This window comes from Streptomyces sp. NPDC085946 (assembly GCF_044540485.1).
Lineage (GTDB): Bacteria > Actinomycetota > Actinomycetes > Streptomycetales > Streptomycetaceae > Streptomyces.
Map to the genome: position 1 here is coordinate 180,823 of NZ_JBITSF010000012.1, position 21,127 is coordinate 201,949.

Below are 21,127 nucleotides of genomic sequence, written 5' to 3' on the forward strand. Positions count from 1 at the left end.
CCCGCGGACCCGCCCCGATAGCTCCTTATGCCGTAAAGTGTTGTGGGCAAGAGGGTCGGGGGAGACGTCACGGCCGGGGCGGCGGCACCGGACGGGCGACACCCCCCTCACCATCCGCCCCGATCGCGCGAAGGAATCCATGAACAGCTTGCCGATCTGGCTCCTGCACGTCAGCCGGACAGAGCAGATCACCCCCCACATGGCACGCATCACCCTCACCGGCGACGACGTCCGGGGCTTTTCCCTCACGGAACCCGACCAACAGGTCAAGCTCTACTTCCCGCGCCCCGGGCAGTCCCGGCCGGTCCTGCCGGAAGTCACCGGGACCACCGACCTCACGTCGTGGTACCAGGCCTTCAGCGCCATCCCCGAGGACGAGCGGCCGTGGATGCGCAGCTACACGATCCGCGCGCACGACCCGGCCACGGACTCCCTCACCTTCGACTTCGTCCTGCACCGGCACGCCGGACCGGCCACGCGGTGGGCGATGGACGCCAAGGAGGGCGACTGCCTGGGCGTGTTCGGGCCCAGCGACTACTTCGCGCGCCCCAGGCCGCTGTCCGCCTCGCTCGCGGAGGCCGACTGGGTGCTGCTGGCCGGTGACGACACCGCCGTCCCCGGCATGGCGACCATCGTCGAGAGCCTGCCGGCCGGCAAGCGGGCGCTGGCGTTCGTCGAGGTCCAGGAGGCGGCCGACGAGCAGCCTTTCCGTACCGAGGCCGATCTGACCACGACGTGGCTGCACCGCGGCGCGACCGAGCCGGGGCACAGCGAGGCGCTGGCCGACGCGCTGCGGGCCGCCACGCTGCCCGACGGCGAGGGGTTCGCCTGGATCGCCGGCGAGGCCGGTCTGGTGCGCCGGATGCGGCGGCACCTGGTGGACGACCGCGGCATGGCCAAGAGCCGGATCGAGTTCTCCGGCTGCTGGCGCCTGAAGCTCACCCAGGACGACGCCCCCACCGCGGAGGACCTCGCCGAGGCGCAGGAGCGCCTGGCGGAGGCGCAGGCCCAGGCTTCCTGATCCGCCGCTCCCCGACCGGGACGCGTCACCCGCCGACGCGTCCCGGTCGTTCGTCTGCCGGCGCCGTCAAGACCGCGGATCCCTATCAAGCCAAATAATTCGCCTCATGCGGGTGAGAATATTTTCTTGCTACGCCCACCCCCGCCCTCGGCACTGATCCGATAATATGTGCACGGCATAGCCGGTCGGCGTCGCCGCCCGGACGGCGACGCGGTTTCTCGGCTCGTCTGCCTCGCCAGAATTTCAACGGGGGTGTTTTCTTTGAAATCGATCATCGCGGGCCATGTGAGCCATCCGAGATATCGCAGCCTTTAGCAGGTATCTCACAGCGGCGGGCTTCGACCTCCACGCCGCCCTCACCATCAGCTGCCACCGCGAAGAACCACCCATCCGCACCGGACGTCTTTTTCGGCGTTCGGCTGCTCCGGCGCACGGCCGCGGTCGGTATCCGGCATCCAGCCGGCGCTTTGTCGCGTCCGTCGCCCGCATCACCTCAACCACGCGGCTTCTGTACCACCAGAGGCATGACCACCGGCGGAAGAGAGGTTCGTATGCAGCACTCCGTGGACCGCGCTCAGCGGAACCGCCCGCGTACCAGCGCGCCCGTTCGGAGGAACAGAACCGACGGAGGGCGGCAAGGCAAGGACATCCTCACGACACGCGTCGGACTGAGGATCCCCGAGGCCCTCACCTTCGAACGGTGGCAGCACGTCGGTTCGCAGATCTCGCGCATCGTCGACTCCTCGTCCTGGTGCCTCGGCGACTGGCTGGTGTACGGGCAGGAGGAGTTCTCGGACCGGTACCTGCGGGCGATCGAGGCCTGTGGGCTGGACTACCAGACGCTGCGCAACTACGCGTGGGTGGCCCGCAAGTTCGAGCTGGGCCGCCGCCGCGAGACGCTGAGCTTCCAGCACCACGCCGAGGTGAGTTCCCTGCCGCCCTGCGAGCAGGACAAGTGGCTGGACCTGGCCGACGAGTTCAACTGGTCACGCAACGAACTGCGCCGCAACATACGCTCCCACCGGCAGGGCGACGGCAAGGGCGAACCGCCGAAGGACTACCTGCCGAAGCTCAGCGCCCCGGCCGAGCGGGTGCAGCGGTGGCGCAAGGCCGCCGAACTCTCCGGCGACAAGTTCGAGCAGTGGGTGCTCCGGGCCCTCGACGAGGCGGCGCTCGCCAGCCTTCCCGGGTGACGCCCGCCGGAGCGGGTGGGCCGGGCACCTGGCCCGCCCCACCCGCTCCGGGTCCCGCCTACTTCCACGCGCGCAGCACTCCGTGCGGCGTCCACGTCCCGCCCGGCAGCCGCTCGACCCGCCGGAACCCGGCGCCGCGCAGCCACTCCTCGTACTGCCCCCAGTGGTAGAGGGTGCTGTTCGGTGCCGGCAGCGTGGCGAAGTAGACGTTGTCGAGCGCGGCGTACAGCGGCCCGTCCCCGGTGTCGTCGGAGAACGCGTTGAAGATGAGCACCTGCCCGCCCGGCGGCAGGCAGTCGAACGCCTTGCGCAGCAGGGCCGCGTTCTGCTCGGGCGACCAGATGACGAGCTGGTTGGCGAACAGCACGCAGTCGTGGCCCGCCGGGAAGTCGTCGGTGAAGATGTCGCCCGCCCGCACGGCGATGCGGTCGCCCAGGCCGCGCTCGGCGATCCTGCGCTCGGCGATGTCGAGGGCCCCCGGCATGTCGACCACCGTGAAGGACGTCCCCGGGTTCGCCTCCGCCAGCGCGATCGCGTTCACCCCGTCGCCGCCGCCGACGTCCAGCACCCGGGACACCCCGCTCAGGTCGGCCCGGTCCACCAGGACCGGGTTGGACAGCCGCGACCACGAGCGCATGCAGCGGTAGAACAGCGCCTCCAGTTCCGGCTGTGACGCCAACCGGTGGTACAGGTCGCCGCCCTCGCCCGGGATACGGCGCAGGCCGACGTTGGTGTTCTGCCGCAGCGCCTCCACCAGGTCGGCGGCGGCCGGCATGGCGATCCGCTCCTGGAACCGCACGATGTCCTCGATGATGCTCCACGTGCCGTCGGAGATCATCGAGTCGATCAGCTCGGCGTTGAGGTAGCGGCGGCTGTGGCAGGCGGTCAGACCGAGCGAGGTCGTGCCCAGCAGCAGGATCTGCGCCGCCCGCGGCTCCAGCTTCAGACCGGCGCACACCTGCTCCGTGGTCAGCGGTCCCTCCTCGAACAGCCGCGTGAAGAGGCCGAGTTCGCACCCGGCGTGCAGCAGGTGGAAGGCGGAGGCGCCGAAGAGGATCCGGGTCAGGTCTTCGTGGTCCACGGAACCGGCTTTGGTCATGAAGGACTCCCTCGTGGGGTCGGTGATCGATAGGTGACAGCGGAGGGGCGGGCAGCCGGGCGTTCCGCCCTACAGGAGCGACCGCACGGACCACAGTTCCGGGAAGAACCGGTGGCCCGCGATGCGCTCCAGCCACGACACGCCGTCGGTGCCGCCGGTGCCGGGTTTGCCCCCGAGCACGCGCTGCACCACCGTCAGGTGCGTGTAGCGCCATCGGGCGAAGGAGTCGGCGGCATCGGTCAGCGCCTCTCCGAGGAGGAACAGCGGGCGGTGCCCGGCGCCGTCGTCGTACACCTCGCGCCACGCCCGCTCGACACTGTCGTGGGGTTCGTACGGCGCCTCGCACGGGCGCGTTAGCACGGCGTCCGCGACGGGCAGGCCGCGCCGGCGCAGCAGGGCCAGCACGGCGTCGTACAGGCTCGGCTCGCGCAGCTGGCGGGCCACCGCCTCATGGCTCGACGCGTCGCGGTGCGGCCCGACCATCCGCGGGTCCTTGTTCCCGAGCAGGAATTCCAGCCGCCGGTACGAGGCGGACTGGAACCCCGAGGCCGTGCCCAGGACCTCGCGGAACTCGGCGAATTCACCCGGCGTCATCGCGCTGAAGAAGTCCCACGACGACAGCGCCACCTGCTGCACCCGAGCCGCCCTGCGCAACGTCCACAGCGCGGCGTCCACGTCGTCGTCGGCCAGCCGGTCGCGGGTCGCCGTGAATTCGGTGTGCAGCAGCTTGAAGAGGAGTTCCATGACCTGGCTCATGATGATGAAGCCGGGCTCCGTGGCCGCCGTCGTCCGGGGACGCTGCAGCGCCAGGAGGGCGTCCATCTCCGCGTACTCGGCGTACGCCGTCGGGGGCGCGTCCACCGCGCCGCCGTAGGGGCAGCGCGTCGCCACCGCGCCGTCCCGCCCGTCACCCGGTCGTGCGGCGGTCATCCGGTGTCCCTCCGGGTCCGTGCAGGGCCAGGGCCTTGTGGTACAGCGTCGTGAGCAGCGGGCCGATGCCGGCCGGCCGGGACCGGTACCGCTCGCCGAAACGGCGGTGGTACTGGGCGAACCAGTCCGCCCGTTCGCCCAGGAAGAGGATGTCGTGCACCGCCATCGCCCGTACCGCGACCAGCGGGACCGGTGACCGGCTGACCTCGAAGGCCGGGTTGCGGGCGGCGGGTTCGGCACAGGCCGGATGGAACTGGCCGATCATCAGGCCGCGTTCCACGCTCTCGGTCTTGACCTGCGCGTGCGCCTCGTCGAGCAGCGCGAACGCCTCGGGCGGCAGGTCCGGCAGCACGATGATCAGCGACCGCAGGGCCGGGTTCGACGTCCGCCAGCCGAGCTGCTCGAACTCGTCCAGCCCGCAGCGGACGACCTCTTTGAGCAGCGGGAGGCCGGCGGCGGGGCCCACCAGCCGCACCGCTGTCTCGACCGCGCCGGCCCGCCGGGCGGGCGCCACGAACGGACACACCGCGCCGGACCTGCCGAGTTGCTCGTGGGGCTGGGTGATATAGGAATCCAGCCATTCGTCGACGCTGTCGAGGGCTTTCCCGACGTCGACTGCCAACACATCTATTGACATTACTGTCGATTTCCCCTCCGACGGCACCGTCAAGAAATGAACGCAGGCTTTCGCCGACGTTTCCCGCGCCGAATTATTGGCTCGCGGAACCATATCGGCGGCCGGAAAGCCGAATCAAGGCAGGAGTGGCCGGGCACACCCCCGGCCCGGCGGGCGGAAATGCGGCGAGTGTCCCGCCGGCGGGACACGGAATGCACCGGCCGCAATCATGGAAATGCAGTGCCCACCATGTCCCGAAACAGCTCGGAGAACACGTGTTCTTTCCGGTCGATCCCTGGATTCGCAGTCTCGGTCCCGCGCCGGCCGCGCCCTCGCGGCTCCTGTGCTTCCCCCATGCCGGGGGCACCGCGGGCTACTACCGTCCGATGGCGGCGGCGCTCGCTCCGGACATCGACATCCTCGCCGTCCAGTACCCGGGCCGGCAAGAACGCTTCCGGGAACCGCCCGTCGACAGCGTCGGCGAGCTGGCCGACCGGGTGGCCGACGCGGTGCGTCCGCTCCTGCACCGGCCGCTGTCCTTCTTCGGCCACAGCATGGGAGCCGCCGTGGCCTACGAGGTGGCGCTGCGGCTCCAGGCCCGGGGCCACCGGCTGCGGACCTTCTTCGTCTCCGGGCAGAGCACTCCCTCGGCCCGGCGCGACCGCGGCGTCCACGCCCTCCCCGACGACCGGCTGGCCGCGGAACTGGAACGCCTGGGCGCGACGGACGCGGCCGTCCTCGCCGACCCCGAACTGCTCGACGTCCTGCTGCCCGCCATCCGTGCCGACCACCGGGCCATCGAGACGTACCGCCGGAGCGACGAGCCCGTCCTGGACTGCCCGATCGTGGCCCTCACCGGTACCGCCGACCCGTACGTGCGGGTCGCGGAGGCCGCCGCCTGGTCCGGGCTCACCCGCCACGGCTTCGCGTTGCACGAACTGCCCGGCGGCCACTTCTTCCTGGACGCCCAGCGCGACCGGGTGTGCGGGATCCTGCGCGGGCACCTCGCCCCCTCCCCCGCGGCGTACCGCCGCTGATTCCGGCGGCGGTACGCGGCGGGGTCCTGCCGGTCAGGCGCCGACGTAGGCCGCCAGGTGCTCACCGGTGAGCGTGGAGCGGGCGGCGACCAGGTCGGCCGGGGTGCCCTCGAAGACGACGCGGCCGCCGTCGTGACCGGCGCCGGGGCCGAGGTCGACGATCCAGTCCGCGTGCGCCATCACCGCCTGGTGGTGCTCGATGACGATGACCGACTTGCCGGAGTCGACCAGCCGGTCCAGCAGCCCGAGCAGCTGCTCGACGTCGGCGAGGTGCAGCCCCGTGGTCGGCTCGTCCAGGACGTAGATCCCGCCCTTCTCGGCCATGTGGGTGGCCAGCTTCAGCCGCTGCCGCTCGCCGCCGGAGAGCGTGGTCAGCGGCTGGCCCAGAGTCAGGTAGCCCAGCCCGACGTCCGCGAGCCGGCCGAGGACGGCATGGGCCGCGGGGACGCGCGCCTCGCCGGCGCGGAAGAACTCCTCCGCCTCCGCCACCGGCATCGCCAGCACCTCGCTGATGTCCCGTCCGCCGAGCCGGTACTCCAGCACCGCGGCCTGGAACCGCTTGCCCCCGCACTCCTCGCAGGGGGTGGCGACGCCGGCCATCATCGCCAGGTCGGTGTAGACGACCCCGGCGCCGTTGCAGGTGGGGCAGGCACCCTCGGAGTTGGCGCTGAACAGGGCGGGCTTGACGCCGTTGGCCTTGGCGAAGGCCTTGCGGACCGGGTCGAGCAGCCCGGTGTAGGTGGCGGGGTTGCTGCGCCGCGAGCCGCGGATGGGCGCCTGGTCGACCGACACCACTCCCGCGCTCGCCGGGACCGACCCGTGCAGCAGCGAGCTCTTGCCGGACCCGGCGACTCCGGTCACCACGGTCAGCACCCCGAGCGGGATGTCCACGTCGACGTCCCGGAGGTTGTTCGCCCGCGCCCCGCGGATCTCCAGCGCACCGTTCGGCTTGCGCACCGACTCCTTCAGCGACGCCCGGTCGTCCAGGTGCCGCCCGGTCAGCGTCCCGCTTCCCCGCAGTCCTTCGACACTGCCCTCGAAACAGACGGTGCCCCCCGCCGTCCCCGCGCCGGGTCCCAGATCGATCACGTGGTCAGCGAACGCGATGACCTCGGGCTTGTGCTCCACCACGAGCACGGTGTTGCCCTTGTCCCGCAGCCGCAGCAGCAGTTCGTTCATGCGCTGGACGTCATGGGGGTGCAGACCCGTGCTGGGCTCGTCGAACACGTAGGTGACGTCGGTGAGCGACGAGCCGAGATGGCGCACCATCTTCACGCGCTGCGCCTCGCCACCCGACAGGGTGCCCGCGGGCCGGTCCAGCGAGAGGTAGCCGAGTCCCATCTCCACGAACGAGTCGAGGGTCCTGCGCAGCGTGGCCAGCAGGGGTGCGACCGAGGGCCGGTCGAGGCCGCGGACCCACCCGGCCAGGTCGCGGACCTCCATCGCGCACGCGTCGGCGATGTTGATCCCCTCGATCCTCGACGCCCTGGCCGCCTCGTTCAGCCGGGTCCCGTCGCACTCGGGGCAGGTGACGAAGGTGACCGCCCGCTCCACGAACGCCCGGACGTGCGGCTGCAGTCCGTCCTTGTCCTTGGCCAGGATGGACTTGCGCACCTTGGGGATCAGCCCCTCGTAGGTGACGTTGATGCCGTCGACCTTCACCTTGGTCGGCTCGCGGTGCAGGAAGTCGTGGAGTTCCGTCCCGCTGTAGTCACGGATCGGCTTGTCGGGGTCGACGAAACCCGACCCGGCGAAGACCCGCACGAACCAGCCGCCCGCCTTGTAGCCGGGGACGGTGATCGCGCCGTCCGCGAGCGACTTGCTCTCGTCGTAGAACTGCGTCAGGTCGAGGTCGGTCACCTGGCCCGTGCCCTGGCACCGCGGGCACGCGCCGGCGGGCTGGTTGAAGCTGTAGTGGAACGCCGGCCCGGCGCTCGGCTCGCCGAGCCGGCTGAAGACGATCCGCAGCATCGCGTTGGCGTCGGTCGCGGTGCCGACCGTGGAACGGGCGTTGGCCCCCATCCGCTCCTGGTCGACGACGATGACCGTGGTCAGCCCCTCCAGCACGTCGACCTCCGGCCGCGCGAGCGTCGGCATGAAGGTCTGCACGAAGGCGCTGTACGTCTCGTTGATCAGCCGCTGCGACTCCGCGGCGATCGTGTCGAACACCAGCGAGCTCTTGCCGGAGCCGGAGACGCCGGTCAGCACCGTCAGCCGCCGCTTCGGGATCTCGACGCTGACGTTCTTGAGGTTGTTCACCCGCGCGCCCTGCACGCGGATCACGTCGTGACTGTCGGCGACGTGCGGCGCGCACGACGCCGTGTCCGTCCTCGCGGCCCTGCTCATTGCCGTCTCCCTCTGTCACGCCCGGGCCACCGTCACGGCCCCGCCCCGTCACCCGGACCGATCTAACCAGTTCTCGGGAACGCACGCGAAAAGGGCGTTGCCGACGGGGAGTTCGCCCGGACGGGGGCCGGCGCGGAACACCTCCGCGCCCACCCCCGGAAGTAGTGGAATATTCAACGAACAGGGTCCGTTGACGGCCTCGAAGGAGGTCACCAGTGGACACCACGTACTACGACCACGGCACCCTGACGGAGCGCTGGGAGCGCGCGGGGCAGTTCTTCGAGGCCAAGGACTACACCGCCGCCACGCGCGTCCTGGCCGGACTGGTCGCCGAGGTGCCGGAGCAGACCGGGCCGCGCCTGCTGCTGGCGCGCGCCTACTACCACTCGGCCCAACTGGGCCGCGCCGAGGCCGAGTTGCGCCTCCTCGTCGAGCGCGACCCGGTGGAGCACTACGCCCGGCTGATGCTGGGCCGCACGCTCCAGCGGCAGGGCCGGCACGCCGAGGCGGAACCGCACCTGCGCCTCGCCGCCGCCCTCGCGGGTGACTTCGCGCGGCTCTGAGCGGCACCCCGCGGCCCCGGTGCCCGGTTCCGTCCCCCGGAGCCGGGCACCGGCGCGTCCCGGGCGCTACGGGGCGGCCGGCCCCCTGCCGTACGTGCGCCGTCCCCGCCGGTGGGCGACCTCCCCGAGGACGATGTCGACGGCGAGGAAGGCGGCCAGGGAGATGCCGAGCAGCGGCAGGAAGTAGCCGAGCACCGCGACCGCCGCGAGCAGCGGGACGAGGACGTACGGCGGCACCTGCTGCCAGGCTCCGCGCGGAATCGGCCGGCCGAACGCGCCGCCGCGGCCGCGCTGCCACCACATGCGGTAGCCCCAGACGATCAGCAGGATCAGGGCGAGCGCCAGCAGCATCAGCGCGATCTGGTTGACCAGGCCGAACAGCACACCGGTGTGCAGGTCGATGCCCCAGCGGGTGAGCTTGGCGAGCACCGGGTGGTCGGCGAACCGCAGGACGTCGGTGACCTCGCCGGTGGCCGGGTCCACCGCGACCGCGTCCTGCTTGGTCGGCCAGCTGCGCTGCACCTGCTTGACGACGTAGGCGGACCCGGCGTCCGCGGGCGGGACGATCTCGACGGGGTCGCCCAGCCCCTCGGCGCGGGCGGCGGCCAGCACCCGGTCCAGGCCGACGCCGTGCGCGCCGCTGCCGCCGGAACCGGCCGCGGCACCGTGCCCGGAGTGCTCCTCGCCGGCCGCGGCCGAGAGGACCGGGGTGGCCTGGCCGAGCGAGGTGCGCAGCTCGTCGACGGTGGCTCCGGCATACGCCGACCAGGTCAGGCCGGTGGCCGACAGGAAGAAGAACCCGGCGGCGGCCCAGACCCCGACGGTGCCGTGCAGCCCGAGGGTGCGGCGGCGCCCGGCGGTGCCGCGCACCGTGCGCCGGGCCCGGCGCCGGGAGAACCACAGCACCAGGCCGCCGCCCGCGATCACCCACAGCCAGCTGGCCGCCAGCTCGCTGTAGAGGCGGCCGCTCTCGCCGAGGTGCAGGTCGCGGTGGAACTCGTCGATCCAGGTGCGCAGCGGCAGCGCGCCCGTCGAGCCGTACTGCTCCAGGGCGCCGCGCACCCGCCCGGTGTACGGGTCGACGAAGACGGCGAGGGTGTGGGTCTCGTCGACGCCCGGCACGCCGGACAGCAGCACCCGGGTGGTCGCGTCGGCCTCGGGCGCGGGGCGCACCGCCGCGACCGTGCCGCCGGGGTGGGCCTCGCGGGCGGCGGCGACCTGCTCGGAGACCGGCAGTCTGCGGTCACCGACCGGGACGGTCGTCTCGTGGCGGTACACGAGCTTCTCGGCCTGGAAGGAGGCGGCGTACAGCAGGCCGGTGACGGCGGCGACGAGCAGGAAGGGCGCCACCAGCACTCCGGCGTAGAAGTGCAGGCGCAGGACCAGGGGACGCAACGGGGCCCAGGTGCTCCGGTGCGGCGCGGTGGCGTCCGGTGGCGGGGCCTCGTCCGTGGCGGTCGGGGGAGCGGTGGTCATCAGCGGGTTCTCCGGGGACGTCAAGGGGCCGTGGCAGAGCAGTAGTCGGGGTGGCGGGGCACCGGGTTCCCGGGAGGAGAAGTGAGCTGGGTCACACGGCGGAGCGGGGTGACGGCACGGGCCGTGGCATGCTGGCGCGATGGGAACTCCGTACGAACGCCCGCCGTTGGCCGAGCGCGTCGAGGAACTCCTCGCCGCCGGCGGCCCGTTGCCGATCGTCGCGGCCGGCGACCCGGTGCTGCGGCGCGGCACCGCGCCCTACGACGGCCAGCTGGATCCCGCGCTGCTGGCCCGGTTCGTCGAGGCGCTGCGCGTCACCATGCGCGCGGCGCCGGGGGTCGGGCTGGCCGCGCCGCAGGTGGGGGTGGAGCTGCGGATCGCGGTGATCGAGGACCCGGCGCCGGTGCCGGAGGAGGTGCGCCGGGCGCGCGGGCGGGAGCCGCTGCCGTTCCGGGTGCTGGTCAACCCGTCCTACGCGCCGGCCGGCACCGCGCGGGCCGCGTTCTTCGAGGGCTGTCTGAGCGTGCCCGGCTGGCAGGCGGTGGTGGCGCGGTACGCGCGGGTGCGGCTGACCGGGCAGGACGAGTCCGGGCGGGCGGTGGACGAGGAGGTCGGCGGCTGGCCCGCGCGGATCGTGCAGCACGAGACGGACCACCTCGACGGCACGCTGTACCTGGACCGGGCGGAGCTGCGCTCGCTGTCGGCCAACCGGGCGGTGGCGGAGCGCTGGTCCCAGCCGACGCCCGAAGAGGCCGCGCGGGCGCTGGGGTTCGAACTGCCCTGACGGGCCCGGCGGGCCGGGACCGGTGGGCCCCGGCCGGCCGCCGTGTCAGCTGTCGCGGTACGCCTCCAGCAGCCGCAGCCACACCTCGCTGATGGTCGGGTAGGACGGCACGGCGTGCCACAGGCGGCCGACGGGCACCTGCCCGGCGACGGCGACGGTCGCCGAGTGGATGAGTTCGCCGACGCCGGGGCCGACCAGGGTGACGCCGCGCAGGATCTCGTCCTCCAGGTCGACGACCATGCGGGCGCGGCCCTTGTAGCCGTCGGCGTACAGGCCCGCGCCCGCGACGGAGGACAGGTCGACGTCGACGGCGCGCACCCGGTGCCCGGCCTCCTCGGCCTCGGCCAGGGACAGGCCCACGGCCGCGGCCTCCGGGTCGGTGAAGACGACCTGGGGGACGGCGGCGTGGTCGGCGGTCGCGGCGTGGGCGCCCCACGCGTCCTCGGTGAGGGGGCCGCCGGTGGCCCGGGCGGCGATGGCCGCGCCCGCGATGCGGGCCTGGTACTTGCCCTGGTGGGTGAGCAGGGCACGGTGGTTGACGTCGCCGACCGCGTACAGCCAGTCGTGGCCGGGGACGCGGAGGCTGTCGTCGGCCTCCAGCCAGCCGCCGGGTTCCAGGCCGACCGTCTCCAGGCCGATGTCGTCGGTGCGCGGGGCGCGGCCGGTGGCGAAGAGGATCTCGTCGGCCTCGATGCGCTCGCCGGTGCCGGTGACGACCACGACGGTGCCGTTCTCGCGGGTCACGGATTCCACGGAGGTGCCGGTGCGCACGTCGGCGCCCGCCTCGGTGAGCGCCTCGGCGACCAGTTCCCCGGCGAACGGCTCCATGCGGTTGAGCAGGCCCTTGCCGCGGACCAGCAGCGTGACCCGCGCGCCGAGGGCCTGCCAGGCGGTGGCCATCTCGGTGGCGACCACACCGCCGCCGACCACGACGAGCCGGCCGGGCACGGCCTCGGCGCTGGTGGCCTCCCGGCTCGTCCACGGCCGCACGCCGTCGAGCCCCGGCAGGTCGGGCAGCGCGGCCCGGCTGCCGGTGCAGACGGCCACGGCGTGCCGGGCGGTCAGCACCCGCTCGGTGCCGTCGGGGCCGGTCACGGTCACCGTGCGGGGGCCGGTGAGCCGCCCGTGACCGCGGTACAGGTCGGCGCCGATGCCGTCCAGCCAGCCGACCTGGCCGTCGTCGTGCCAGTGCGAGGTGTAGAAGTCGCGGTGGGCGAGGACCGCGGCCGCGTCGAGGGGGCCCTGCACCGCCTGGCGCAGGCCCGGCACGCGGCGCGCGTCGGCCCGCGCGACGACCGGCCGCAGCAGGGCCTTGCTGGGCATGCACGCCCAGTACGAGCACTCGCCGCCGACCAGTTCGCTCTCCACGACCGCGGTGGTCAGGCCGGCCGCGCGGGTGCGGTCGGCGACGTTCTCCCCCACCGGACCGGCGCCCAGCACCACGACGTCGTACGCGATGGAATCCGTTTGCGTCATGGGGTCAGTCTGGTGGGTGGTGTGCGCGGGGGCCACAGGGGTACGTGCGCGGAATACGCGCCCGGTCGGCCGTGTTGTCGCCGACGGCCCGCCCCGCTACCAGGAAGAGGGAAACACGCCATGAGCACTGTGGAGCTCACCAAGGAGAACTTCGACCAGACGGTCACGGACAACGAGTTCGTCCTGATCGACTTCTGGGCGTCCTGGTGCGGGCCGTGCCGGCAGTTCGCCCCGGTCTACGAGAAGGCCGCCGAGGAGAACCCCGACCTGGTGTTCGGCAAGGTCGACACCGAGGCGCAGCCCGAGCTGGCCGCCGCCTTCGGCATCCAGTCGATCCCGACGCTGATGATCGTCCGCGACCAGGTCGCCGTGTTCGCCCAGCCGGGCGCGCTGCCCGAGGCCGTGCTGACGGACGTGATCGGGCAGGCCCGCAAGCTGGACATGGACGAGGTGCGCAAGCAGATCGCCGAGCAGCAGGCCCAGGAGCCGCAGCCGGGCGAGTGAGCCGGAGGCCGCCCCGGGCGGCCGTCAGAACGGGTACGTCGCCACGTCCCCGCGCACCGTGGTCCAGCGCAGCTCGGTGAAGGCCTCCAGGTTGGACTCGCCGCCGAAGCGGACACCGGTGCCGGAGGCGGCGACGCCGCCGAAGGGCGCCACGGCCTCGTCGTTCACCGTCTGGTCGTTGATGTGCACGATGCCGGTGGGGATCCGCTCGGCCAGCGCCAGGCCGCGGGCGGGGTCGCAGGTGACGATGCCCAGGGAGAGTCCGTACGCGCTCCGCGCGGCCAGGGCGGCCGCCTCCCCGGCGGTGCCGAACCGCCGCACGGGTGCCACCGGGCCGAAGACCTCCTCCACGTACGCGGGCGTGGCGTCGTCGACGCCGGCGAGGACGGTCGGCCGGTAGAAGAGCCCCTCGTGCGTGCCGCCCGCGGCGAGCTCGGCGCCCCGCGCGGTGCTGGCCTCGACCAGCGCGTGGATCCTGCCGAGCTGACGGGCGTCGATGACCGGGCCCAGGTGGACCCGCTCGCGGTGCGGGTCGCCCACGGCGAGCGACTCCGCCTTCGCGGCCAGCCGCTCCACGTACTCGTCGTACAGGGACGCGTGCACGAGGTGGCGGCCGGTGGTCATGCAGACCTGGCCCTGGTGGAAGAACGAGCCCCAGGCGGCGGTGGAGATCACCGCGTCGAGGTCGGCGTCCTCCAGCACGATCAGGGCGGAGTTGCCGCCCAGTTCCAGGTGGGCCCGCTTGAGGTGGCGGCCGGCCGCCTCGCCCACGGCCCGGCCGGCGGCGGTGGAGCCGGTGAAGGACAGCACGGGCACGCGCGGGTCGGCGACCAGGGCCTGTCCGGCCTCCGGCCCGCCCGGCAGCACGTGGAAGAGGCCCTCGGGCAGGCCCGCCTCGGCGAGGACCGCGGCGAGGGACAGCCCGCCGCAGACCGCGGTGCGCGGGTCCGGCTTCAGGACGACGGCGTTGCCGAGCGCCAGGGCCGGGGCGACGGAGCGGACGGACAGGATGAGCGGCGCGTTGAACGGGGAGATCACGCCGACCACGCCGACCGGGACGCGCCGCGTGTAGGACAGGCGGGCCGCCTCGGTGGGCAGGACGTGCCCGGAGGGGCGGGAGGCGAGGGCGGCGGCCTCGTAGCACTCCTGGGCGGCGACGTGCAGTTCGAAGTCGGCCTTGTCCGGGACGGAGCCCGATTCGCGCACCAGCCACTCGCGCAGTTCGCCGGCGTGCGCGGTGAACAGGTCGCCGGCCCGGCGCAGCACCCTGGCGCGCGCGAAGTGCGGCACGCGCGCCCACTCGGCCTGGGCGGCCGCCGCGGCCGCGGCGGCCGCGTCGACGTCCTCGGCGGCGGCGAGGGTGAGGGTGCCGAGCGGGCCGCCGGTGGCGGGCTCGATGACGGTGTGCTCCCTGCCCGCCAGGGCGCGGGGCTGCCAGGTCCGGGGGTCGAGCAGCGGCATGGGGCTCTCCGATCGGTCACCGGCCCAGGAGGCGGGCGGACGCCCGTGCGGTGCGCGGCGCGTACCGGAGCGGCGGTCCGGCGCGGCCGGCCGGGCCGCATCCGATGCCGCGGGGCCGCGCGTCGCCGGCCGCACCCGGGAGCGGGCACATCCCCGAGTATCCGCCCGGCCGTTGCGGGCGGCACGACGGGGACGGCCGGGCGGTGAGCGGCGGCCGGTCAGCTGGAGTCGCGGTGGATCACCGTGGTGCCCAGCACCTTGTGTGTCCCGGGCGCGGCCCCGGGGTCGCGCACCGCGCGGTCGACCAGTTCGGCGAGCTCCCGGCCGGAGGGCAGCCGGAGGCGGACCGTGCTGAGCCGCGGCCGCAGCAGCCGGCCGAGCATCAGGTCGTCGGCCCCGACCACGGCCGTCTCCTGCGGGATCCGCACCCCCTCGTCCTGCAGGGCGCGCATCAGCAGCATCGCGTACTCGTCGTTGTAGGCGAACACGCCGTCCAGACCGAGGTCCCGCCAGCGCGCGGCGAGCCGCGCGGCGGCCTCCTCGTCGTAGGCGAGGGGCAGCTCGGTGACCGTGGCGCCGGTGCCGCGCAGCGCCTGGCGCACGCCCTCCAGGCGGGGCGCGGAGAACACCTCCAGACCGGGTTCCCGGGGGACGACGACGCCGATCCGGCGCCGGCCGCGGTCGTGGAGGTGGGCCCCGGCGCTGCGGCCGACGGCCTCGTGCTCCATGAGCAGGGCGTACGCGCCCTCGACGGTCTCCGGCCCCAGGGTGACCACCGCGCGGGCGCCGGACCGCTTGAGCACCGCCACCCCGTGCGGGCCGAGGCCGGAGCCGGGCACGAGGACGGCGACGGGCCGCAGCTCGGCCCAGGCGCGGGCGGCCTCGTCGCCGTGCCGGCCGGCGGTGCCGTACTGCACGACCGTGTAGTCGAGGCGGGCGAGCGCGGCCTGCAGGTCGGTGAGGAACCGGCTGTAGAGCGGCCCGACCGGGAAGTCCGGCGCGGGCATCAGGACCATCCGGCTGTGCCCGGCGCGCAGGCTGCGGGCGGCCGCGTGCGGGACGTACCCGAGTTCCTTGGCGGCCTCGTGGACGCGCCGGCGGGTGGGCTCGCTGATCCGTACCGCGCTGGTGTTGTTCAGCACGTAGGAGACGGTCGCGCGCGAGACGCCGGCCAGGCGGGCCACATCGGCGCTCGTGGGAACGGAGCGCGGTGGTGCGGGCGGGGGCGTGTTGGGTATCTGCACCATGACGCCCCGCATCCTTGCAGAAGCCCGGATCGGGGTGTCGGCCGGGGGAGTTGTGAGGGAACCGTGGGGGCCGGCCGCGCCGCTCCCGGTCAGCAGGCCCCGCCGCAGCCCGTCACCCGGTCGACCAGATCGGCCCACGCGGCCTCCAGGCGTTCCAGCGGCACCCCGTTCTGCCGGGTCAGGTGGTGGACCAGGGCCGGGTCGAGCTGGCTCATCAGGGCGTGGGCGAGGAGCTCGCAGTCCGCGTCCGGGACCGCCTGCCGCAGCAGCATCGCCACGTGCTGGTGCAGCACGCGGCGGGGCGGGGCGGCGAACCGGCGGTCCGCGCCCGGCTCGGCGGCCAGCATCAGTTCCAGTTCGTCGGCCGACCGGCGCAGCATGGCCTGGCCGAACGCGCGCAGCCGCTCCGCGGGCGGCGCGCCCGGGCCGAGCGGCGGCGGGCCGCTGAGGAAGGCGGCCTGGAACTTCTTCTCCGTGTGGTCGAGCAGGGCCGTCAGCAGGCCGGTGCGGTCGCCGAAGCGGCGGAAGACCGTGCCCTTGCCGACCGAGGCCGCCGCGGCCACCGCCTCCATCGTGACGCCGGCCGCGCCGCGCTCCGCCACCAGCCGGGCGGCGGCCTCCAGCAGCCGGGCGCGGTTGCGGGCGGCGTCGGCCCGCAGGCAGGGCTCGACGAAGTCCGTGTCGGTGCCGAGCTGCGGCAGTTCGCGCCGGTGGACGGGTTCCTGGGGGGTCGGGAAGGGCGGAGCGGCGGACATGGCACCAGGGTAGAGCATCGGGAAGAAAACTGGACCGCGGTCCGTTTAGGGTGCTAGAACTTAAACGGACCTCGGTCCGGATCGTTACGGCAGTGTTTCATCCCCTGGGAGTTCTTCATGTCTGTCCGCATCCTTGCGCTCGTCGGCAGCCTTCGCGCCGGTTCGCACAACCGCCAGCTCGCCGAGGCGGCCGTCAAGCTCGCCCCGGAAGGGACCGAGGTGGAGGTGTTCGAGGGCCTGGCCGACGTGCCCTTCTACAACGAGGACGTCGACGTCGAGGGCAGCACCCCGGCCGCCGCCGTCAAGCTGCGCGAGGCCGCCGGCGCCGCCGACGCCCTGATCTTCTTCACGCCCGAGTACAACGGCACCATGCCGGCCGTGCTGAAGAACGCCATCGACTGGCTGTCCCGCCCGTACGGCGCCGGCGCCCTCAACGGCAAGCCGGTCGCCGTGGTCGGCACCGCCTTCGGCCAGTACGGCGGTGTCTGGGCGCACGACGACACCCGCAAGTCCGTGGGCCTGGCCGGCGCCAAGGTGATCGAGGACATCAAGCTGTCCATCCCCGGCTCGATGACCCGGTTCGCCGAGACCCACCCGGCCGACGACGCCGAGGTCGCCGCGCAGCTCACCGAGGTCATCACCCGGGTGCAGGGCACGGCCACCGAGCCCGCCGCCGCCTGACACCTCCGCACGGCACCCCGAGGGGGCCGCGGCCGGACCGGCCGCGGCCCCCTCGGGCACGTCCGGGCACCGGTGCGCCCCGGACCGCGCCCCTCGGGCCACCGCCGTGGGCGCCGGGTCCCGCAGCGCGGCCGCCACCGCCGGGCGGACGCGACCGCCCGCCCGGGTGCGGGTCAGGAGCCTGCGCGCGTGCCGTTCAGGCAGCGGACCCGGGTGACCGGCAGGTGCGGGAGGAGGTGGGCCGGCGGGTCGCGGCGCCGAACCCCGCCCGCCGGGACCGGGTCACCGGCTCACGCTCCCGTGCCGCCGCACCGGGTCAGCGGCCCACGTGCCCGTGCCGGCCCCGCAGCGCCGACAGCACGTCCTCGTCCGTCAGCTGGTCGAAGTCGTCGTACCAGAGCCCGACGGCCAGGAACGCGGCCGGCCGGGCCAGGCAGTGCACCTCGTCGGCCTCCGCGCTCATCAGGTCGGCCGCCTCCGGGGAGGCGACCGGGGCGGCGAGCACGAGCCGGGCGGGGTCCTGGCGGCGGACGGAGCGCAGCGCGGCGCGGGCGGTGGAGCCGGTCGCCAGGCCGTCGTCGACCACGATCACCGTGCGGCCGCGCAGTTCGGGGGCGGGGCGGCCCTGCCGGTAGATCCGCTCCCGGCGGCGCAGCTCCGCGCGTTCCCGCTCCACCACGGGGCCCAGCTCGGTCTTGCTCAGGCGGAGCCGGCGCAGGGCGTCCTCGTCGAAGAGCGGCTCCCCGTCGCCGGCCATCGCGCCGACGCCCAGCTCCTCCTGGAAGGGGGCGCCGATCTTGCGGACGACGAGGACGTCGAGCGGGGCGTCCAGCAGCCGGGCGACCTCCTCGGCGACGGCGACGCCGCCGCGGGGCAGGGCGAGGACGACGGGGTCCGGCAGGGCGCCCTCACGCTGACGGGCGAGCAGTCGTTCGGCCAGTTGCCGGCCGGCCTGCCGGCGGTCACGGAACCGCATGGCGGGCCCCCTTCCTGCGTCCTGCGTCACCGGGGACGGCCTTTCGGTCCGTCTGCCCGCGTACCCCTCCCCCCGCGCGCGATGCGCGCCGGGCGGACCTCGGTCACACTCGGAACGCGGGGTGTTTCCGGCCGGGTCCGCAGGCAACCCGGGACCGTGCGCACGGGCAGGCACGCACACGGCCCGTGCGCGTCACCGGCACCCCAGTCCCCGCAGTCCCCGACGTGACGGGAGCTCCCGGATGATCAGTGCCCCTCCCCACCCCCCGCTCGACCGGCCGGGCCCGCGCATCGGCGTGCTGGGTTCGTACGGCGGTTTCAACATCGGCGACGAGTCGATCCTGACCTGCGTCCTCGGCTGCCTGCGGGCGCAGCGGCCCGGGGCGCGGCTGGTGGTGTTCAGCCGGAACGCCGAACACACCCGCGCCCACCACCCGGGCGCCGACGAGGTGGTGGACTGGGAGGGCGTCAGCCGCCACCGGGTCATGGACGCGCTGGCCTCCCTGGACCTGCTGGTGCTGGGCGGCGGCGGGCTCCTGTTCGACGGCGAGGCGCGCCGCTACCTGCGGCTGGTGCGCGCCGCGCAGGAACGCGGCATCCGCACGTTCGCCTACGCGCTGGGCGCCGGCCCGCTGCGGGAGGCCGACGACCGGGAGGCCGTGCGCACCGTGCTGGCGGACTTCGACGACGTCGTGGTGCGCGACGAGGAGTCCCGGCTGGTGCTGGAGGAGGTCGGCGTCGAGCGGGACATCACCGTCACCGCCGACCCGGCACTGCTGCTGACGTCGGAGCCCTTCACCGACGGGATGATGCGCCACGAGGGCGTGCCCACCGACTCCCGGCTGGTGGGGATGTCGGTGCGGGAGCCCGGCCGGGCGGCCGAGAAGCTGGACGAGGCCGACTACCACGCGCTCCTCGCCGACGTGGCGGACTTCCTGGTGCGGCGCCTGGACGCACACGTGGTGTTCCTGCCGATGGAGCGGCACGACGTGCGCCACGCGCACGCGGTGCTGTCCCACATGACCGCGCCGGACAAGGGACGCATCCTGCACGGCTCCTACAGCCCCGGGCAGGTCCTGGGGTTCATGCGCCACCTGGACCTGGCCGTCGGCATGCGGCTGCACTTCGTGATCTTCGCGGCGCTGTCCGGGCTGCCGGTGCTGCCGCTGCCCTACTCGGGCAAGGTGTTCGACTTCGCCAGCCGCATCGGCGCGCCCGCGCTGGTGGGCGTGGCCCGCGAGCAGGCCGGGCTGCTGCTGGCGGAGGTGGACCGGCTGTGGGACGAGTATCCGCAGCGCCGTACGGACCTGCAGGCGCGGATGCGGGAGCTGACCGTGCTCGCCCGGGAGACCTGCGCGCGCTGCGGGGTGCTGCTCGACGAGGTCGACGGCGGGTCCGACGCGGCGGCCCGGGCCCGCGCGGAGCCGCGCCCGCTGGGCGTGTGACGCCGCCGAGCGCGCCGCACGCAGCCGCCGCCGAGCCCGTCGCGCGGAAGGACCCCGATGCCGATCCTGCACGAGCCCCCTGACCCCCGCACGGTCACCCTGCCCCCGCGGCCCGCCCGCCACGGGGGCCGGACCGACGTCCTGGTGGTCGGCGGCGGCCCCGCCGGGTGCGCCGCCGCGGTCGCCGCGGCCGACGCCGGGGCCGAGACCGTCCTGGTCGAGCGGTACGGGTTCCTCGGCGGCAACGCGACGGTGGCGCTGGTGATGCCGCTGATGTCGTTCCACAACGAGCACAAGCAGGCCATGTTCACCGAGTCCGGGGACAACGCCCGGCTGCTGCCCACCGACCACGGCGACGGCGAGCCGGTGGTCGCGGGCGTGCTGTGGCGGCTGCTGGACCAGCTCGCCGGGCGCGGCGGCTGCCTGCCGCCCTCCCGGAAGACCGGGTACACGGTCCCGTTCGACCCGGAGCTGTTCAAGCTGGTCCTGCTCGACATGATGGACGAGTCGGGGGTGCGGATGCTGTTCCACGCCTTCGCCTCCACCGCGCTGCGCCTGGCGGACGACTCCGGGTGGCGGGTGGTGTTCGAGACCAAGTCGGGGCCGGTGGTGATCGACGCCGGGGTGGTCGTGGACGCGACCGGCGACGGCGACGTGGCGGCCGCCTGCGGGGCGCCGTACGAGATCGGCCGCCCGGAGGACGGGCTGGTGCAGCCGATGACGCTGATGTTCCGCGTCGCGGACTTCGCGCGGCCGGACTTCGCCGAGTACGTGCGGGCGCACCCGGACCAGTGGCGCGGGGTGCACGGCCTGTGGGACCTGATCGAGGAGGCCCGGGCCGACGGCGACCTGCGGCTGCCGCGCGAGGACATCCTGTTCTTCGCGACGCCGCGTCCCCGCGAGGTCGCCGTCAACAGCACCCGCGTGACCAGGGTGCTGGGCACCAGCGTGTGGGACCTGACCCGCGCCGAGTACACGGCCCGGCGCCAGCTCGCCCAGATCGACCGCTTCCTGCGCACCCGCGTGCCCGGCTTCGAGGAGTCGTACGTGGTGCAGAGCGGCAGCCACATCGGGGTGCGGGAGACCCGGCGCGTCCTCGGCGACTATCAGCTCACCGGTCACGACATCCTGGCCGCGCGCCCCTTCCCGGACGTCGTCGCGCACGGCGCGTACCCGGTCGACATCCACAACCCGCGCGGCTCCGGCACCACCCTCAAACGGGTCCCGGAGGGCAGCTTCTACGACATCCCGCTGCGGTGTCTCGTCCCGCGTGGGACCGACCGGCTGCTGGTCGCCGGCCGCTGCATCTCCGGGACGCACGTGGCGCACTCGTCGTACCGCGTCATGCCCATCGCGATGGCGACCGGCCAGGCGGCCGGCGTGTGCGCCGCGCTGACCGTCCGCCACGGGCACGGGCCGCGGGGCGTGCCGTACCGGCTGGTGCAGCGCGAACTGCTGCGGCAGGGCGCGCGCCTGCGTACGGAGGTGCCCGAGGCGATCTGAAGGGGGCGGCCGGCG

Annotated in this window: 19 protein-coding genes; 9 read left to right on the forward strand and 10 right to left on the reverse strand. The window is 74.0% G+C overall.

What is annotated here, in order from left to right:
* The first annotated feature begins 139 nt into the window (after nucleotides 1–139).
* Entirely contained in the window at nucleotides 140–1,021 is an 882-nt protein-coding gene (locus tag ACIF8T_RS23985) for a siderophore-interacting protein (protein ID WP_400038142.1), read from the forward strand.
* Between the two features lie 551 nt (nucleotides 1,022–1,572).
* A complete protein-coding gene (locus ACIF8T_RS23990) occupies nucleotides 1,573–2,214 on the forward strand; it encodes an LmbU family transcriptional regulator (RefSeq protein WP_400038143.1) in 642 nt (213 codons plus the stop codon).
* A 58-nt stretch (nucleotides 2,215–2,272) separates the two neighbouring features.
* Here ACIF8T_RS23990 and ACIF8T_RS23995 read toward each other — a convergent pair whose 3' ends face one another.
* The 3 genes from ACIF8T_RS23995 to ACIF8T_RS24005 all read right to left on the reverse strand — a co-directional run bounded on the left by ACIF8T_RS23995 (nucleotide 2,273) and on the right by ACIF8T_RS24005 (nucleotide 4,865).
* Entirely contained in the window at nucleotides 2,273–3,313 is a 1,041-nt protein-coding gene (locus tag ACIF8T_RS23995) for a methyltransferase (RefSeq protein ID WP_400038144.1), read from the reverse strand.
* 69 nt (nucleotides 3,314–3,382) lie between these two features.
* Nucleotides 3,383–4,243, reverse strand: coding sequence for a tryptophan 2,3-dioxygenase (locus ACIF8T_RS24000; protein WP_400038145.1), 861 nt, complete (start codon nucleotides 4,241–4,243; stop codon nucleotides 3,383–3,385).
* Nucleotides 4,221–4,865, reverse strand: a complete 645-nt coding sequence (locus ACIF8T_RS24005) for a DUF6875 domain-containing protein (RefSeq protein ID WP_400038146.1) — start codon at nucleotides 4,863–4,865, stop codon at nucleotides 4,221–4,223. The genes ACIF8T_RS24000 and ACIF8T_RS24005 overlap by 23 nt, the downstream gene beginning before the upstream one ends.
* A gap of 269 nt (nucleotides 4,866–5,134) precedes the next feature.
* Between ACIF8T_RS24005 and ACIF8T_RS24010 the strand changes: the two genes are divergently transcribed.
* Nucleotides 5,135–5,896 (forward strand): thioesterase II family protein, encoded by a 762-nt coding sequence (locus ACIF8T_RS24010; protein ID WP_400038147.1) that lies wholly within the window; start codon nucleotides 5,135–5,137, stop codon nucleotides 5,894–5,896.
* A 33-nt stretch (nucleotides 5,897–5,929) separates the two neighbouring features.
* Here ACIF8T_RS24010 and ACIF8T_RS24015 read toward each other — a convergent pair whose 3' ends face one another.
* Nucleotides 5,930–8,242 (reverse strand): ATP-binding cassette domain-containing protein, encoded by a 2,313-nt coding sequence (locus tag ACIF8T_RS24015; RefSeq protein WP_400038148.1) that lies wholly within the window; start codon nucleotides 8,240–8,242, stop codon nucleotides 5,930–5,932.
* A gap of 215 nt (nucleotides 8,243–8,457) precedes the next feature.
* On the opposite strand from ACIF8T_RS24015, the gene ACIF8T_RS24020 reads away from it, so the two are divergent.
* Entirely contained in the window at nucleotides 8,458–8,805 is a 348-nt protein-coding gene (locus ACIF8T_RS24020) for a tetratricopeptide repeat protein (RefSeq protein WP_400038149.1), read from the forward strand.
* 66 nt (nucleotides 8,806–8,871) lie between these two features.
* Here ACIF8T_RS24020 and ACIF8T_RS24025 read toward each other — a convergent pair whose 3' ends face one another.
* Entirely contained in the window at nucleotides 8,872–10,281 is a 1,410-nt protein-coding gene (locus tag ACIF8T_RS24025) for a PepSY-associated TM helix domain-containing protein (protein ID WP_400038150.1), read from the reverse strand.
* 139 nt (nucleotides 10,282–10,420) lie between these two features.
* On the opposite strand from ACIF8T_RS24025, the gene ACIF8T_RS24030 reads away from it, so the two are divergent.
* The gene (locus ACIF8T_RS24030; protein WP_400038151.1) at nucleotides 10,421–11,065 is read left to right on the forward strand and encodes a peptide deformylase; all 645 of its coding nucleotides are present in this window, start codon (nucleotides 10,421–10,423) and stop codon (nucleotides 11,063–11,065) included.
* A 45-nt stretch (nucleotides 11,066–11,110) separates the two neighbouring features.
* On the opposite strand, the gene ACIF8T_RS24035 is transcribed toward ACIF8T_RS24030, so the two are convergent.
* Nucleotides 11,111–12,541: a dihydrolipoyl dehydrogenase family protein gene (locus ACIF8T_RS24035; protein ID WP_400038152.1), complete on the reverse strand. Its 1,431-nt coding sequence runs from the start codon at nucleotides 12,539–12,541 to the stop codon at nucleotides 11,111–11,113.
* Between the two features lie 120 nt (nucleotides 12,542–12,661).
* Between ACIF8T_RS24035 and trxA the strand changes: the two genes are divergently transcribed.
* On the forward strand, nucleotides 12,662–13,045 hold the full coding sequence (gene trxA / locus ACIF8T_RS24040; protein WP_400038153.1) for a thioredoxin: 384 nt from the start codon (nucleotides 12,662–12,664) through the stop codon (nucleotides 13,043–13,045).
* 24 nt (nucleotides 13,046–13,069) lie between these two features.
* On the opposite strand, the gene ACIF8T_RS24045 is transcribed toward trxA, so the two are convergent.
* The 3 genes from ACIF8T_RS24045 to ACIF8T_RS24055 form a co-directional block, all read right to left on the reverse strand.
* On the reverse strand, nucleotides 13,070–14,506 hold the full coding sequence (locus ACIF8T_RS24045; RefSeq protein WP_400038154.1) for an aldehyde dehydrogenase family protein: 1,437 nt from the start codon (nucleotides 14,504–14,506) through the stop codon (nucleotides 13,070–13,072).
* Nucleotides 14,507–14,724: 218 nt separating this feature from the next.
* On the reverse strand, nucleotides 14,725–15,753 hold the full coding sequence (locus tag ACIF8T_RS24050) for a LacI family DNA-binding transcriptional regulator (RefSeq protein WP_400038155.1): 1,029 nt from the start codon (nucleotides 15,751–15,753) through the stop codon (nucleotides 14,725–14,727).
* Between the two features lie 89 nt (nucleotides 15,754–15,842).
* A complete protein-coding gene (locus tag ACIF8T_RS24055; RefSeq protein ID WP_400038156.1) occupies nucleotides 15,843–16,508 on the reverse strand; it encodes a TetR/AcrR family transcriptional regulator in 666 nt (221 codons plus the stop codon).
* A 117-nt stretch (nucleotides 16,509–16,625) separates the two neighbouring features.
* Here ACIF8T_RS24055 and ACIF8T_RS24060 point away from each other — a divergent pair, with 117 nt between their 5' ends.
* Nucleotides 16,626–17,189, forward strand: a complete 564-nt coding sequence (locus ACIF8T_RS24060; RefSeq protein ID WP_400038157.1) for an NAD(P)H-dependent oxidoreductase — start codon at nucleotides 16,626–16,628, stop codon at nucleotides 17,187–17,189.
* 316 nt (nucleotides 17,190–17,505) lie between these two features.
* On the opposite strand, the gene ACIF8T_RS24065 is transcribed toward ACIF8T_RS24060, so the two are convergent.
* Nucleotides 17,506–18,165, reverse strand: a complete 660-nt coding sequence (locus ACIF8T_RS24065; RefSeq protein ID WP_400038158.1) for a phosphoribosyltransferase — start codon at nucleotides 18,163–18,165, stop codon at nucleotides 17,506–17,508.
* A 241-nt stretch (nucleotides 18,166–18,406) separates the two neighbouring features.
* On the opposite strand from ACIF8T_RS24065, the gene ACIF8T_RS24070 reads away from it, so the two are divergent.
* Nucleotides 18,407–19,609, forward strand: coding sequence for a polysaccharide pyruvyl transferase family protein (locus ACIF8T_RS24070; protein ID WP_400038159.1), 1,203 nt, complete (start codon nucleotides 18,407–18,409; stop codon nucleotides 19,607–19,609).
* 57 nt (nucleotides 19,610–19,666) lie between these two features.
* Nucleotides 19,667–21,112: an FAD-dependent oxidoreductase gene (locus tag ACIF8T_RS24075; RefSeq protein WP_400038160.1), complete on the forward strand. Its 1,446-nt coding sequence runs from the start codon at nucleotides 19,667–19,669 to the stop codon at nucleotides 21,110–21,112.
* Nucleotides 21,113–21,127: the final 15 nt, after the last annotated feature.

Bases quoted from the DNA above. Each gene is read 5' to 3' on its own strand.
- ACIF8T_RS23990 (WP_400038143.1), top strand. From the start codon at position 1,573: ATGCAGCACTCCGTGGACCGCGCTCAGCGGAACCGCCCGCGTACCAGC.
- ACIF8T_RS24055 (WP_400038156.1), bottom strand. From the start codon at position 16,508: ATGTCCGCCGCTCCGCCCTTCCCGACCCCCCAGGAACCCGTCCACCGG.
- ACIF8T_RS24015 (WP_400038148.1), bottom strand. From the start codon at position 8,242: ATGAGCAGGGCCGCGAGGACGGACACGGCGTCGTGCGCGCCGCACGTC.
- ACIF8T_RS24075 (WP_400038160.1), top strand. From the start codon at position 19,667: ATGCCGATCCTGCACGAGCCCCCTGACCCCCGCACGGTCACCCTGCCC.
- ACIF8T_RS24060 (WP_400038157.1), top strand. From the start codon at position 16,626: ATGTCTGTCCGCATCCTTGCGCTCGTCGGCAGCCTTCGCGCCGGTTCG.
- ACIF8T_RS23985 (WP_400038142.1), top strand. From the start codon at position 140: ATGAACAGCTTGCCGATCTGGCTCCTGCACGTCAGCCGGACAGAGCAG.
- ACIF8T_RS24070 (WP_400038159.1), top strand. From the start codon at position 18,407: ATGATCAGTGCCCCTCCCCACCCCCCGCTCGACCGGCCGGGCCCGCGC.
- ACIF8T_RS24035 (WP_400038152.1), bottom strand. From the start codon at position 12,541: ATGACGCAAACGGATTCCATCGCGTACGACGTCGTGGTGCTGGGCGCC.
- trxA (WP_400038153.1), top strand. From the start codon at position 12,662: ATGAGCACTGTGGAGCTCACCAAGGAGAACTTCGACCAGACGGTCACG.
- ACIF8T_RS24000 (WP_400038145.1), bottom strand. From the start codon at position 4,243: ATGACCGCCGCACGACCGGGTGACGGGCGGGACGGCGCGGTGGCGACG.
- ACIF8T_RS24030 (WP_400038151.1), top strand. From the start codon at position 10,421: ATGGGAACTCCGTACGAACGCCCGCCGTTGGCCGAGCGCGTCGAGGAA.
- ACIF8T_RS24050 (WP_400038155.1), bottom strand. From the start codon at position 15,753: ATGGTGCAGATACCCAACACGCCCCCGCCCGCACCACCGCGCTCCGTT.
- ACIF8T_RS24045 (WP_400038154.1), bottom strand. From the start codon at position 14,506: ATGCCGCTGCTCGACCCCCGGACCTGGCAGCCCCGCGCCCTGGCGGGC.
- ACIF8T_RS23995 (WP_400038144.1), bottom strand. From the start codon at position 3,313: ATGACCAAAGCCGGTTCCGTGGACCACGAAGACCTGACCCGGATCCTC.
- ACIF8T_RS24025 (WP_400038150.1), bottom strand. From the start codon at position 10,281: ATGACCACCGCTCCCCCGACCGCCACGGACGAGGCCCCGCCACCGGAC.
- ACIF8T_RS24065 (WP_400038158.1), bottom strand. From the start codon at position 18,165: ATGCGGTTCCGTGACCGCCGGCAGGCCGGCCGGCAACTGGCCGAACGA.